We start from the raw sequence: 13,784 nt of genomic DNA on the forward strand, positions 1-13,784 counted from the left end.
GCCGCGATCGCTCGAAGCCCGGCGCGAAGGGCCGCCCCTTTCGCGCCGGGGGCCTCTCGTGCTAGCGATGTGTTAGCGAGCCTGAAGGCTCGCGGTCCAGGGCTGCGCTCGGACCGCGAGCCTTCAGGCTCGCTCTTTCAGCCCTGTCGAATCGGTCGAATTTCACCAGCGCATCGCTGTTCGGCGAAGAGAGACGAAAGTCATGGCGCAAGCGCAGAAGATCGACACCGCCGGCGCAGATGTCCAGGCGCTGATGACCGGCATCGGCCACGCCGCCCGACGGGCCGCGCGCTCGGTCGCTCTCGCCCCGCGCGAGACCAAGGACGCGGCTTTGCGCGCCGCGGCGGACGAGCTGCGGCTGCGCACGCCGGACATTCTCGCCGCCAATGCGCTCGACGTCGCCGAGGCGCGGGCGCGCGGAACGGCCTCGTCCTTCCTCGATCGGCTGACGCTCGACCCTGGCCGGATCGAGGCCATCGCGCGCGGCCTCGAGGAGATCGCCGAGCTTCCCGATCCGGTCGGCCGCCTTCTCGCCCGCTTCGAGCGGCCCAACGGTCTCGTGATCGAGCGCGTCTCGACCCCGCTCGGCGTCATCGGCGTCATTTACGAGAGCCGCCCCAATGTCACCGCCGACGCCGGCGCGCTGTGCCTGAAGGCCGGCAACGCCGCGATTTTGCGCGGCGGCTCGGAGAGCCTGCGCTCCTCGCGCGGCATTCACGACTGTCTCACCGCGGGCCTGCGCGCAGCCGGCCTGCCAGAGGCGGCGATCTCGCTCGTTCCCGTCGCCGATCGCGACGCCGTCGGCGCCATGCTGGCCGGGCTCGACGGCAATATCGACGTCATCGTGCCGCGCGGCGGCAAAAGCCTCGTCGAGCGCGTGCAGCATGAGGCTCGCGTGCCGGTGTTCGCCCATCTCGAAGGGATCGTGCATGTCTACATCCATGCCGACGCCGATCTCGACATGGCGCGGCGCATCGTGCTGAACGCCAAGATGCGCCGCACCGGCATTTGCGGCGCGGCCGAGACTCTGCTCATCGACCGCGCCTGCGCGGCGACGCATCTTGCGCCGCTGGTGCAGGCGCTGCTCGACGCCGGCTGCGAGGTGCGCGGCGACGACGCCGCGCAGGCGACGGATCTGCGGGTCGTGCCCGCGAGCGAAGCGGATTGGCGCGCCGAATATCTCGATGCGATCATCGCAGCGCGCGTCGTCGACGGGCTCGATGCGGCGATCGCCCATATCGAGACCCATGGCTCGCATCACACCGATTGCATCGTCACGAACGACGAGGGCGCGGCGCGGCGCTTCCTGACGGAGGTCGATTCGGCGATCGTGCTGCACAACGCCTCGACGCAATTCGCCGACGGCGGCGAGTTCGGCTTCGGCGCCGAGATCGGCATAGCGACCGGGCGGATGCATGCGAGGGGGCCGGTCGGCGTCGAGCAGCTGACATCGTTCAACTATCGCGTCCACGGCGCCGGCCAGGTGCGGGGGTGAAGATTCCGGCGGAGTGGAGAGTCGATTTTGACCTATTCGATCTTCATCTCGCACGGCTGGCACGACAAATGGATCGCGCGCCAAATGGCGCGCCTCATCCAGGACGGCGGCGCTTCGGCCTTCATCGACATTTTCGACATCAAGAAAGGCGACCGCATAGAGTTACGAATTCGTGAGGGAATCGAAGGCTGCGATGAGCTCGTGGCGCTGCTGACCCCATGGTCCGTCGACCGTAATTGGGTCTGGACGGAGCTTTCGGCCGCCTGGGCCCTGCGGAAAAGATTTTTCGGCGTGCTCTACGGGATCACGATCGAGGAAATCGAGAGAAACCATGGCGGAATGGCCTGCCTCGGCCCGACGAACGTCATTGCCCTCGACGATTACGAGGACTATCTTCGGGAGATGCTGGAGCGTGCGAGCCGCAGGGACCAAGGATGAAATTTTTTCTTTCCCATGGCCAGGACGACCGCCGATACGCCGCTTCGCTCGCTGCCGAGATCGAGCGACGGGGTGGAACGGTTTGGCGCGACGCCGCTCTCTCTCCAGGCTCGTCTTGGGAAGACGGCTTGCGCAAGGCGATCGAATGCTCGGACGCGATGATTTTGGTGCTGCCGCAGACCGGCGCGAGCGGAGCCAATTTTGCCGTGTTTGAAGCTGGCGCAGCCAAAGCGCTCGGCAAGAAAGTCTTCGTCGTCGCGCCGAACGCCGATGGTCGCGACCTTCCGGTCAATATCGCCGACGTCGCGATCTTCGACGCCGCCAACAAACCTCTCGACGAGGTCGTGGGCGCGCTCATACGCTATGCGAGTTGACGAGGCCTGCTCCTCGGGGCCGACGACAGAAGAACACTCCGGATTTCCTCAGGCTCGGAAGTGACTTCATTCCGCCTCCCGCCCCACGCGCCCGGCATGCGCATCGGCCTCTTCGGCGGCTCCTTCGACCCGCCGCACGAGGGGCATTTCCATGTCTCGCGCGTCGCGCTGCGGCGCCTCGCGCTCGATCGCCTGTGGTGGCTGGCGACGCCGGGCAATCCACTCAAGCAGACCGCCGGACTGCAGCCGCTGAAGCAGCGCATCGCCGCCGCGCAGAAGATCGCGCGCGATCCGCGCATCGTCGTCACCGGGATCGAGGCCGAGATCGGCGCGCGCTACACCGCCGACACTCTGCGCTATCTGCGCCGCCATTGTCCCGGCGTGCGCTTCGTCTGGATCATGGGCGCCGATAATCTGCTGCAGTTCGACCGCTGGCGCGACTGGCAGGAGATCGTGCGCACGACGCCGATCGCGGTCGTGGATCGCCCCGGCGCGACCTTCAGGGCGATATCGGCCAAAGCGGCGCAGCGTTTCGCCGGCGCGCGCCGGCGCGAGGAAGACGCCGCGCGTCTCGCCGACGCGCGGCCGCCGGCCTTCGTCTTTCTGCATGGCCCGCGCGTCGCGCAATCCTCGACGGCGCTGCGCAGCGCGCGCCGCGGTTGATCATCTGCGCTGGCTGCGCCGCTGCCACCACAGCAGCGCGGCGCCGAGGCCGATCATCGGCACGACGATCAGCACATAGGTCCACACCATCCCTTCGTCGTAAGGGTGCTTGTCGTAGTAACCAAACTCCACCGCCTGCTGATAGGGATTGCGGAAGAAGAAGGTGACGAACACCCACATGGCGAGAATGACCGCCGTGAAGAAGACGAGCTGACGGCTGGCCAGAAAACGCGGAATGGGGTCCTTCGGCGGTTCGTCGGTCATGGACGGCTCCTCTCTATCGTTTCTGTCATTCGGCTCCGCCCTTCTGACACGAGCCGAGCAGGGGCGCGAGAGCAGGCGGTTTGATAGTCTATCACACCGCGATGCGGACGAGACGCCGCGCCGCCGCTCGACGTGTGCGGGCCGCTCATCGGGGCTCGAGGACCAGCAGGACCGATAATGATTTCAGCATCCGAATTTTTCGAGGGCGCGACCGGCGAGACACTCGTCTGGGCGCTCGGCATCGCCGCCATTTGTTGGATCGTCTTCCATGCGCCGCGCGGACGGCGCATGTTCCGACACCGACTCTCGATCTGCGCGCCGGCCGAGAAAATCTGGTCCGCTTTGACTCTCGAGCCCTCGCCACCGGACGGCTGGGGCGGCGCGGCGCAGGTCGAAAGCCAGAGTTTCGTCGAAGGCCCGCCGATCCGCCACGAGGCCGTGGTCGGCGTTTCGGGCCGAGCCGGACCGACCCGGACCACGCTCTCGCGCATCCTGCACATCGATCACGCGAAACGGCTGGAGAGCCAATGCGAATTGCTCGACGGCGTCGCGGCGACGCCGGCGCAGGCGACGCGCGTCAGCCTCCGTCTCGAGGAGGAGAAGGGGCTGACCCGGATCGAGCACGAGATCAGCCGAGAGGTCCGGGGGCTGCTCGGCCATTGGTCGCTATCTCGATTCTATGATCGCTATTGGGATCATATCCGCGCGCATTGCGAAGGCGCGTCGCCGCCGCCGATGTCGTTCCCGATGCGACGGACCGCGGCGTGGCTCGCCGTGGCGGCCGTCGTCGCCGGAGGCGTCGCGCTGGGCCGAGCGGAGAACGCCGAGACCGGCTCGGGGCTCGTCATGCTCTTCGCGCTACTTCAGCTCGCGATCATCCTGCACGAGCTCGGTCACTTCCTCGCGATGCGCATGTTCGGGCATGGCGATGCGAGGATGACGCTCCTCCCCTTTTTCGGCGTCGCAACGCTCGGCGCGCGCCGCGCGTCGAGCCGGTACGAACGCGCGATGTCCGCGCTCTGCGGTCCGGGTCTGTCGGCCCTCGCGGCGCTGGCGCTCACGCCTCTCGCGCAATGGGGCCTCGATGCGATCCCTGTCGATTGCGGCGGCTTATCCGCCGAGACCGACGACGATCCGATCTCGACGGTCCGAGACTGCGCGCCGGTCATTGCCGTGCTCATGATCTTCTACAATCTCGTGCAGCTCGCTCCCGTCGGCTCGCTCGACGGCGCGGCGATCGTCGGCGCTCTCGCTCGCAGCCGCGCGACGCGCGCTCTCCTCGGCGCCGCTCTTCTCTCTGGGGTCGGCGTCGCATCGGCGATCGCGGGGTCGGCGACGTTCGCCGGCGCCGTCGCCGCGGTGGCGGCCGTGACATGGGCCTATGCGATGCTCACGCCCGACACGCTCGATCGTCGATCGGAGCCGATGAGCAGCGGCCAGCTCGCCGTCACCTTCGCGGCGCTCCTTTTGACGATCGCCGCCTATGTCGTCGCATCCCGCGCGCTGCTGCCGGAGTTCGTGAACAAGATCATGCAGCAACAGCGATGCGACCATGCGCCTGCGACCAGTGACGACGGACCGCCGTCTCTGTATCCGGTGCGCGACACGCGCGTCATGGCGCCGTGACGCGCGATCTCGCTTTCGCTTAAGCCTCTGTGAACCTCGCATCGGCATGGTGTCGTCGTGAAAGGGGACCGTCATGGCCGCCGCAATGATTTCACTGACCGAATTTTTCGAAGGGGCCGCAGGATCGCTCGTCTGGCTGCTCTGCGCTTTCGCCGCCTTCTGGCTCATGTTCTACGCGCCTTTGTGGCGACGCGTCTTCCGTTGCAGCGTTTCGATCGCCGCCACGCCGGAAGCCGTCTGGTCCGCCATGTTGCTCGAGCCCTCGCCCCCGAACGGTTGGGCGGGCGTGCTGCAGATCGAGACGCAGCGCTTCGTCGAGGGCCCGCCGCTGCGGCACGAGGCCGTGGTCCGATTTTCGGCTCGACCGGGCGTGACCAGGACGCTCGTGTCGCGCGTCCTCCATCTCGAGCCGGCGACACGTCTCGAGACCGAGATCGAGTCGTTCGGCGGCGTCGCCTGGAAGCCGGCGGACGCTGCGCGCACCGTCTCGACGCTCACCGAGGAGAACGGCGTCACGCGCCTCGAGCAGCGCATCGATGTGAGGCCGAAGGGAATCGTCGGCCATTTGTGGGCGTCCCGCTTCTACGACCGATATCATGATCACTTGCGCGCGCATTGCGAAGGCTCCGCCGCGCCTCCTGCAAAATCGGCCTTGTCGCGCTCGGCGGCGATCGGGCTCGGCGTGGCGGCGATCGCCGCGAGCGCGCTGATGCTCGGCGTGGGCGCTTCGGAGCATTCGGTCTGGTTCTATGTGCTCACGGCCGTCTGCCTGGAGGCTGCGGTTCTGCTCCATGAGCTCGGCCATTATGTCGTGATGCGCGCCTTCGGCCATAGCGACGCCGCCATAATGCTCATTCCGTTCTTCGGAGGCGCGACCCTCGGCGCGCGCCCGACATCGAGCCGCTACGAGCGAGCGATGATCGCTCTCGGCGGCCCGGCTTTTTCCGCTCTGCTGGTGGCGGCGCTCGCGCCGGCGGCCTATTGGAGCATCGAGGGCGGCGCGCCCGATCTCGATCTGCTCGACCGGCTCCTCGACGGCGCCGATGCGAGAGCCGCGGCGGCCTTCGTCCTGATCCCTCTCGTCTCGACGATGATTCTGTTGAATATCGTCAATCTCGCGCCGCTGGGCATGCTCGACGGCGGCAAGGCGGTCGACGCGCTCGCTCCCGGCCGCATCTCGCGGGCGGTGTCGATCACCGCTGTGTTTGCGGCTCTCGGCTATGCGACGACGCCGTGGGTCACGGCGAATTATCTCGGCAGCGTGGCCGCGCTGCTCGTCGCGGTCTGGACCTATCGCCTATTGTCGCCTCACGCGCTCGATTTGGAGTCGGCGCCGATGAGCCGGCGGCAATCGGCGGCGGCGGGGGCGACGCTCGCCGTGACGCTCGCGATCCTCGTCGAAGCGTCCCGCACGCTGCTGCCGGATATTGCGGCGGCGATGCGATCGGGCTCCGAGCGGCCCGAGGACATGAGGCCGGCATCAGCCGCTCGCGAGGCGTGCGGCGATCACACCGCCACGCCGTGAAGATCGTAAGCGTCCGCCCGCTCGATCTTCACTGTCACGATATCTCCGGCCCTGAGCGGCCTGCGTGACGCCACATTCACCGCGCCGTCGATCTGTGGCGCATCGGCCTTCGAGCGTCCCTTGGCGAGGGCGCCGGATGCTCCGCCGCCCGGCTCGTCGATCAGCACCTGCAGGCGCTTGCCGATCTTGCGCTTCAGCAGCCTGGCGCTCACCTTCTGCTGGCGCTCCATGAAGCGCTTCCAGCGCGTCTCCTTCACCTCGTCGGGAACCGCCTCCAGCGGCAGGTCGTTGGCCGGCGCGCCGGCCACCGGCTCGTAGCGGAAGGCGCCGGCGCGGTCGATCTCCGCCTCGTCCAGCCAATCGAGCAAATAGCAAAAATCCGCCTCGGTCTCGCCCGGAAAGCCGACGATGAAGGTCGAGCGCAAGGTGAGGTCGGGGCAGATGCGCCGCCACGCCTTGATGCGCTCCAGCGTCTTCTCCTCATTGGCGGGGCGCTTCATCGTCTTCAATACGGAGGGCGCGGCGTGCTGGAATGGGATATCGAGATAGGGGAGCACCTTCCCCTCCGCCATCAGCGCGACGACCTCGTCGACATGCGGGTAAGGGTAGACGTAATGCAGCCTGACCCATGCGCCGAGCGAGCCGAGCTCCCGGGAGAGATCGAGGAAGCGCGCGCGCACCGCGCGATCGCCGAAGGCGCTCTCGGCATAGCGCAGGTCGCGCCCATAGGCGCTCGTGTCCTGCGAGATCACCAGCAGCTCCTTCACGCCCGCCTTCACCAGCTTCTCGGCCTCGCGCAGCACCTCCGCCGCCGGGCGCGAGGCGAGCGGGCCGCGCAGATGCGGAATGATGCAGAAGGAGCAGGAATTGTCGCAGCCCTCGGAAATTTTCAGATAGGCGTAGTGACGGGGCGTCAGCTTGACGCCCTGCTCCGGCACCAGATCGAGGAACGGATCGCGACGCGGCGGCGCCGCCGCATGGACCGCCTCCACCACGCTCTCATAGGCCTGCGGCCCGGTGATCGCCGTCACTTGCGGAAAGCGGTCGGTGATCGCCTGCGGCTCGGCGCCCATGCAGCCGGTGACGACGACCTTGCCGTTCTCCTTCAGCGCAGCGCCGATCGCCTCGAGCGATTCCGCCTTGGCGCTGTCGAGAAAGCCGCAGGTGTTGACGACGACGACATCGGCCCCCGCATGGGTGCGCGAGAGCTCATAGCCCTCGGCGCGCAGCCGCGTGAGGATGCGCTCGCTGTCGACCAGCGCCTTGGGACAGCCGAGCGAGACGAAGGAGACGCGCGGCGCGTCGGCGGCGGGCTCGGCCGGAGGGGGCGGGTTCTGCATGGAAAGACGCTTGCCATGGCGCGAGCGCCGTGGCAATCGCCCTGGCGCGCGCAATGCCGAAGCCGAGGCTCGTCGCCGCGCCAGGATCGGGCGAGCTGTCGAGAGCGAGCCTGAAGGCGCGGTCCGAGGCCCGCATCTGGACCGCGAGCCTCGAAGGCTCGCCCCCAGCAAGAAAGAAAGGGCGACACGCCTTTGCTCAGAACCGTCATCCTCGGAACCGGGTCCTATTCTCCCTCACGGGTCCTGACCAATTCCGACCTCGAGAAAATGGTCGCGACCTCCGGTCCCTGGATCGTCAGCCGCACCGGCATAGAGGAGCGGCGCGTCGCCGCGCCGGAGGAATCGACCGCGACCATGGCGGCCGCGGCGGCGCGCAACGCTCTCGCTCTCGCCGGCGTCGATCCGCTCGAGATCGACATGATCATTCTCGGCACCGTCACCGGCGACGCCATGACCCCCGCCTCGGCCGCCTATGTGCAGGCTGCGATCGGCGCCGCCAACGCTTTCGCCTTCGACGTCTCCGCCGCCTGCGCCGGCTCGCTCTACGCGCTCTCCATCGCCGACCAGTTCCTGCAGAGCGGCAAGATTCGGCGCGCGCTGGTGATCGGCGCGGAGACGCTGAGCCGCGTCACCGATTGGACCAATCGCGAGACCTGCGTGCTGTTCGGCGACGGCGCCGGCGCCATGGTGCTCGGCCGCGGCGAGGAGGAGGGGCGCGGACTGCTGGCGACGAGCCTGCGCACCGACGGCTCCCTCACCGGCATTCTCGGAATTCCGCGCCCCTCGGCCGGCGCCGAGGGCGTCCTCGAGGGCGGCAAGATCAAGATGAAGGGCCGCGAGGTCTATAAGTTCGCCACCCGCGTCCTGCCGGAGATCGTCGGCGAGGCGCTGGCGCAGGCGGGGGTGAGCCCGAGCGAGATCGACCATGTGATCGCCCATCAGGCCAACGCCCGCATCATCGAATCCGTGCTCGCCAATCTCGGCGTGCCGGTCGAGAAATGCTGGATGAACATCGCCCGCTTCGGCAACACCTCGAGCGCCTCGCTGCCGATCACGCTGGATGAGGCCAATCGCGCGGGGCGTTTGAAGAAGGGCGATGTGATCGCCATGATGGCGATCGGCGCCGGCATGACCTGGGGCGGCGCCGTGATGCGGTGGTGAGGGGCGGCGCGGGAGCGGACGAAATCCGCTCCCTGTTGCAGCGCCGCCACAGGATGCCGCCCGAGCTCTATTCCTAGAACTCGAGCTTGATCGTGCCGACGGCCGTGAACGGCGCCCCGGGATAGATCGCATATTTCGGCGTCGAGAAATTGCTGTCCGACGACTCGTAGTAGCGGGTGTTGGCGAGATTGCGCAGATTGAGCTGCGCCGTCACCGTCTGACCCATGACCTTCCATTTATAGGCGGCCATCGCATCGAGACGCACATAGCCGGGAAGCTGGAAGCTGCTCTGATCGTCGCCCTGGCGATTGCCGACGACGAACACGCCGAAACCGAGGCTGAGACCGTCGAGCGCCGTGATCTCCCTCACATCCCATTTTGCCCAGAAGCTTCCCTGATAGCGCGGAACGCCCATCAGGCGGCGTCCTTGCGTGGTGGTCGCCGGATCGGTGTTCGTGTCCTTTGTGACGCGCGCATCCATATAGGTGAAGCTGCTGATGAGGCTCATATTATCGAGGATCTTGCCGCTCGCGTCGAATTCGACGCCCTTGCTGCGCGCCGCGCCGACCAGGAGGAGCGCGGTCGGGTCGAGCGAGGCGATGTCGCGCACCGGGATGTTCTTCTTCTCCAGCTCGAACAACGCGACCGTCGTCGTCAGCCGCCCGTCGAACCATTCCGCCTTCGCGCCGACCTCGACCTGCTCGCTTTTCCCGGGCGCGAAGGGGCGATTGAAATTGTCGACGCCCGCCGAGGCGCTGATATTGGGTGTGAACGCCTGCGTCCAGCTTCCGTAGACGCTCGCCCAGGGAACGGGCTGGAAGAGAAGGCCGACGCGCGGACTGAAGGCCGTGTCGGAACGGGTGGGCGCGAGGAAGCTGTATTGACGATTGGCGGCGGACAGGGGATCGCCGACCGCGGCGGGATTGATGGTCACGGGATGAGAGTAGATATAGGATTCGGCCGCCTCGGCGGAGCTGCCGCGCGCTTGGCCCTGCCAGAGCCAGTCGAAGCGGCCGCCGCCGAGAATATGCAGCTTTCCGTCCAGGAGCGAGACATGGTCCTGGAAGTAGAGACCTTCCTGATCCAACAGATTGACTTGGCGATCGTTCAGATAGCGGGGCCGGTCATAGACGCGCTGCCACTCGTAGAATGAGGTTGGGATCGAGGTGTAGACCGCGCTGGCCCATGGATCGTACATATTGACGGTGAACGCGGGGTCTGGCGGGTAGAAGCGCCCCTGATTTCCGTAGGCCGCATAAATGTGCTGATAGTCGAATCCGATCAGCGTGTCGTGATGCGTGTCGGCGATATCGAAATGCCCGAGCAGATCGAGATTCGTGCCGTAGACTTCCGAATCATTCTGCTGACTGAAGGGAAGCCTGAGCACATTGCCCGCCGAATCGACGTCGGCGTTGCTGGAGTAGGCGTCGTCGTGATGCAGGAAGCTGGCCAGGAAGCGATGTTTCAAGGTGAAGCTGTCGTTGAATCGGTGCGTCAGCTCCGATCCGACATAGAGGTTGCGGTTGTTGGACAGGGGCGCATTGGGCCCGACGTGGTTGCGCGAGATCGGAATATTAGCTGGCCGGGTAGGATTCGAGGGATCGATAGTGATGCCGAGATTCTGCGTGAAGTCCTGATTGTAATATTCGACGTCCGCCGTGAAGCTCGTGTCCTGCGTCGGGCGCCAGGTCACGCTCGGATTGACGTGGACGCGGTCGGTATGGCTGAAATCGCGGAAGCCGCCGCTGTTCAGATAGCCGCCCGAGACGCGATAGAGGACGGATTTGTCCTCGGTCGCAGAATCGGCGATGTCCCATTCGGTGAAATATTGCGAGAACTGCCCGAAGCGCTGCTGAATCGTGTGGATCGGCGCGTCCACCGGACGCTTCGTCACGATATTGATCAGTCCGCCCGGATCGCTGCGGCCGTAGAGCATCGAGTCGGGCCCCTTCATCACCTCGACTCTCTCGATGTTCGACGTGCCGATATCGAGGAGATTGCCCGGCGACACCGCTAGCAGGCCATTGCGAAACATGCGCGGCGTCAGGAAGCCGCGAATGCGGTTGAAGACCTGGCTGCCCGATTGCGATTGCGCGGTCTGCACGCTGCTCACATTCTCGAGCGCGTCCTTGATGTTGGTGACGACCTGATCCTTCAGAACCTCGTGCGGCACCACCTTCACCGACGCCGGCAGCTGCAGGTTCGGAATGTCCATCTTGGTCGCGGTCGAAGTGGTGGGCGTGACATATCCGGTCGCTCCCCCGCTTCCGAGGCCCGCGGCGCCGCGCGCTCGCGTCTGCTGGGCGCCGACGTCGATCGGCGGCAGCGCCTCCGCCCCGCTCGCGTCATTGCGCGTCGTGTCGTTCTGCGCCAGCGTGATCAGCACGGTGCGGCGATTATCGGCGAAGCGATAGATGAGGTCGGTGCCGGCGAGCAGCCGGTCGAGCGCCTCGCGCAGCGAATGCCGGCCGGTGAGGCCCTTCGTGCGCAGGCCCTGCGCGAGGCGCGCCTCGAAGGCCACATGCATGCCGACGGAATCGGCGAGATCGTTGAGCGCCGAGGACATCGACCCCGGCGGGATGTGATAGGTGGCGACGAGCCCGCCGATCTCCTCGGGCGCGATGGAGGCCGCCGCCGGCGTGACCGGCGTCCCGCCGCCGACGGCGGCGCCGAGCATCAGCGAGGCGAGCGCTGTTCCCATGGCCTCGCCTCCCCGCCGCGCCCTGTTCCGCTTGCTGCGCTCATTCGCAACGACTCGCCGCTTCATCGTTTTTCGCCCCTCGGATCGTGGGGCGTCCGCACGCCCCGCGACCAACCGACGGGGAGCCCGCGAAAAGGGGACAAAGATTTTTCGAGCCGGAACGCGGAAGCTGCGGGCTGTGACTTTTATGCATCACCGCGCCCCTCACTCATGCAGGATGGCGACGAAGCGGGTGACGAAAGTGGCGCGAAGGCCGAGCGCGGTCTCGATCGCCTCGATCGCCTGGGCGGGATCGTCGGCGCTGAACACCCCGGTGACGCCGCGCGCGCAGATCGCCGCGCTGGCGCAAGCGAAGACGCCGCGATTGCGGCGGCCGAGCGCGGCGAGCAGATCGCGCAGCGGCGCATTCTCGACGATCAGCTTGCCGCGCCGCCAGGCGGTGACCCAACCGGTCTTGACGGGCGCGGGCGCCGTCGCCACGGCGCCGTCGCGAAAGGCGCTCTGCTGGCCCTCGCCGACCGTCACCTCGGCCCCGCCGCTCGCGACCCGCACGCTGTGCTCGGTGACGGCGACGTGGGCGCCCGTTTCGTCCAGCGCCACATCGAAGGCGGTGCCGAGCGCGGTGACGCTCCCGCCGGCGGCGGCCACGACGAAGGGGCGCGACGGCGCCGGCGCGACCTCGAAATAGGCCTCGCCCGAGAGCAACTCCACGCGGCGCTCCGAAGCGTCGAAGCGCAGCGCGATCGCCGAGCGGGCGTCGAGATGGACGCGCGAGCCGTCCTCGAGCGTGACGAGCCGCGTCTCGCCGGCGCCGGAGAAATGGTCGGAGCGCAGAAAGGCCGAGAGCTCGCCCCAGTCGGCGAGCAGCGCGACAGTCGCGGCGAGGAGCGGAGCGGCGAGCGCGAGCCGCAGCGCGGGACGCGCCGGCGCGGGCCGTTTCGCCGCCGGCCGCGGTAGAGTGGCCATATGAGCGGTGAGGCGCGCGATATTGTCCAGAGCCGCGGCGTTGGCGGGATCGGCGCGCCATGACTCATAGGCGGCCTGCTCGTCCGCGCCCAGCGGGCCGGCGCGCAGGCGCATCCACCAATCGACCGCCGCCTCGCGCCGGCGGGCATTTTGTCCACGCCCCTCGTTCATCTATTCCTGTCCGCCCTCATCGCCGCTTCGCCTCCTTCGACGCGCCCACCCCCTCGAGGGGACAGAAGCGCGTAAAATACTCACTCCACCGCGGCGCGGCAGCGCAGCACGGCGCGGCGCAACTGCTTGCGCGCGCCATTCTCCGATATGCCGAGCCGCGCGGCGATCTCCTCGATCGAGAGATTGTCGTGGATGGCGAGGGTCAGCACCTCGCGGCAGCCGGGCGGCAGATCGGCCATGGCCGCCTGCAAGCGTTTCGACTGGCGCTCGAGATCGAGGCGCCCTTCACCCTCGTCGGCCTCGCTCGGGACGTCGGCGGCGTCGCGGCCGGAATCGATGATCCTCCGCTCGATCTTGCGGCGGCGGGCGAGGTCGCGCAGCAGATTGGCGGCGATGCGCTGCAGAAAGGCCGGCGGATCGGCGATTTCGCGGAAGCTCTCATAGCGCAAGGCGCGCGCAAAAGTCTCCTGCAGCAGGTCGGAGGCGTCGTCCGAGCCCACGCGGCGGGTGAGATAGGCGAGGAGATCGCGCTTGTTGCGCAAGAACAAGTCGCGGAGCGAATGTTTCGTCTGATCGGGCATGGCCTGCGTCCGACGCGGGGCGCGCGTCTGGAGACGGCGGCCCGGCGAGTGGGGCGGCGGAGGGCTCTGCCACTCCGCGACGACGAGGCGTGACGCTTTCAGGCGCGCGGCGGCGCGCGCGACGACCAGGGGCGCCGCATGCGCCTGTCTGGCCCGACATCGGCGACGCGCCGCGGCGCTGGTACGAGGCGGGGCCGCCGCGTGAGCAGGCCGAGCGCCGGCTCGCCGAAGGCGATGGGCCGCGCGGCCTGACAGCAGGCGAGCCCCGTGCAGCCGCTTCCCTTATCGACGGGGGCATGATCCGCGCCGCTCCCGGCGGCCGCACACACGGGCGCCCAGCCGCTCTCGGCCATGGGGCCGCGCGGTGCGGCGAAGGCCAGCGCCTGCAGCAGCAGCAGCGCCGCGACGCAGGACGCGAATGCGCCGGCGATCCGACGAAGGAGAGGCGGGAGCGTCGCCATTGTCGCAGGGTCGGCAAA

The 13,784-nt window shown here is 67.6% G+C and carries 13 protein-coding genes; 7 read left to right on the forward strand and 6 right to left on the reverse strand.

The features are described 5' to 3' along the window. The first annotated feature begins 202 nt into the window (after positions 1–202). The 4 genes from CQW49_RS15710 (at position 203) to CQW49_RS15725 (ending at position 2,970) form a co-directional block, all read left to right on the forward strand. Positions 203–1,495, forward strand: coding sequence for a glutamate-5-semialdehyde dehydrogenase (locus tag CQW49_RS15710; protein WP_003610128.1), 1,293 nt, complete (start codon positions 203–205; stop codon positions 1,493–1,495). Positions 1,496–1,522: 27 nt separating this feature from the next. After that, a complete protein-coding gene (locus CQW49_RS15715) occupies positions 1,523–1,933 on the forward strand; it encodes a toll/interleukin-1 receptor domain-containing protein (RefSeq protein WP_003610127.1) in 411 nt (136 codons plus the stop codon). After that, on the forward strand, positions 1,930–2,307 hold the full coding sequence (locus CQW49_RS15720; RefSeq protein WP_003610126.1) for a toll/interleukin-1 receptor domain-containing protein: 378 nt from the start codon (positions 1,930–1,932) through the stop codon (positions 2,305–2,307). The genes CQW49_RS15715 and CQW49_RS15720 overlap by 4 nt, the downstream gene beginning before the upstream one ends. Before the next feature lie 96 nt (positions 2,308–2,403). Further along, complete coding sequence (locus CQW49_RS15725) at positions 2,404–2,970, forward strand: nicotinate-nucleotide adenylyltransferase (RefSeq protein WP_040566413.1); 567 nt, start codon at positions 2,404–2,406, stop codon at positions 2,968–2,970. Here the strand turns inward: CQW49_RS15725 and CQW49_RS15730 are convergent, their stop codons facing one another. Then, positions 2,971–3,234, reverse strand: a complete 264-nt coding sequence (locus tag CQW49_RS15730) for a hypothetical protein (protein ID WP_003610124.1) — start codon at positions 3,232–3,234, stop codon at positions 2,971–2,973. It lies immediately after the preceding gene. Positions 3,235–3,411: 177 nt separating this feature from the next. Between CQW49_RS15730 and CQW49_RS15735 the strand changes: the two genes are divergently transcribed. Both CQW49_RS15735 and CQW49_RS15740 read left to right on the forward strand, forming a co-directional pair. Continuing rightward, positions 3,412–4,860: a zinc metalloprotease gene (locus CQW49_RS15735; RefSeq protein WP_003610123.1), complete on the forward strand. Its 1,449-nt coding sequence runs from the start codon at positions 3,412–3,414 to the stop codon at positions 4,858–4,860. 73 nt (positions 4,861–4,933) lie between these two features. Beyond that, positions 4,934–6,385 carry a site-2 protease family protein gene (locus CQW49_RS15740; protein ID WP_003610121.1) on the forward strand — a complete coding sequence of 484 codons (1,452 nt, stop codon included), beginning with the start codon at positions 4,934–4,936 and terminating at the stop codon, positions 6,383–6,385. On the opposite strand, the gene rimO is transcribed toward CQW49_RS15740, so the two are convergent. Next, the gene (rimO, locus tag CQW49_RS15745) at positions 6,367–7,725 is read right to left on the reverse strand and encodes a 30S ribosomal protein S12 methylthiotransferase RimO (protein ID WP_003610119.1); all 1,359 of its coding nucleotides are present in this window, start codon (positions 7,723–7,725) and stop codon (positions 6,367–6,369) included. The two genes, CQW49_RS15740 and rimO, sit on opposite strands and share 19 nt — an antisense overlap. Positions 7,726–7,917: 192 nt before the next feature. Between rimO and CQW49_RS15750 the strand changes: the two genes are divergently transcribed. After that, positions 7,918–8,886, forward strand: a complete 969-nt coding sequence (locus tag CQW49_RS15750; RefSeq protein ID WP_003610117.1) for a beta-ketoacyl-ACP synthase III — start codon at positions 7,918–7,920, stop codon at positions 8,884–8,886. Positions 8,887–8,959: 73 nt separating this feature from the next. Here CQW49_RS15750 and CQW49_RS15755 read toward each other — a convergent pair whose 3' ends face one another. The 4 genes from CQW49_RS15755 to CQW49_RS15770 all read right to left on the reverse strand — a co-directional run bounded on the left by CQW49_RS15755 (position 8,960) and on the right by CQW49_RS15770 (position 13,766). Further along, positions 8,960–11,587: a TonB-dependent siderophore receptor gene (locus CQW49_RS15755; RefSeq protein ID WP_003610115.1), complete on the reverse strand. Its 2,628-nt coding sequence runs from the start codon at positions 11,585–11,587 to the stop codon at positions 8,960–8,962. A 204-nt stretch (positions 11,588–11,791) separates the two neighbouring features. Then, complete coding sequence (locus CQW49_RS15760; protein WP_003610114.1) at positions 11,792–12,724, reverse strand: FecR family protein; 933 nt, start codon at positions 12,722–12,724, stop codon at positions 11,792–11,794. A gap of 80 nt (positions 12,725–12,804) precedes the next feature. Then, a complete protein-coding gene (locus CQW49_RS15765; RefSeq protein ID WP_003610112.1) occupies positions 12,805–13,305 on the reverse strand; it encodes an RNA polymerase sigma factor in 501 nt (166 codons plus the stop codon). Positions 13,306–13,403: 98 nt separating this feature from the next. Then, positions 13,404–13,766, reverse strand: a complete 363-nt coding sequence (locus CQW49_RS15770; RefSeq protein WP_003610105.1) for a hypothetical protein — start codon at positions 13,764–13,766, stop codon at positions 13,404–13,406. Positions 13,767–13,784: the final 18 nt, after the last annotated feature.

Source organism: Methylosinus trichosporium OB3b (assembly GCF_002752655.1).
Lineage (GTDB): Bacteria > Pseudomonadota > Alphaproteobacteria > Rhizobiales > Beijerinckiaceae > Methylosinus > Methylosinus trichosporium.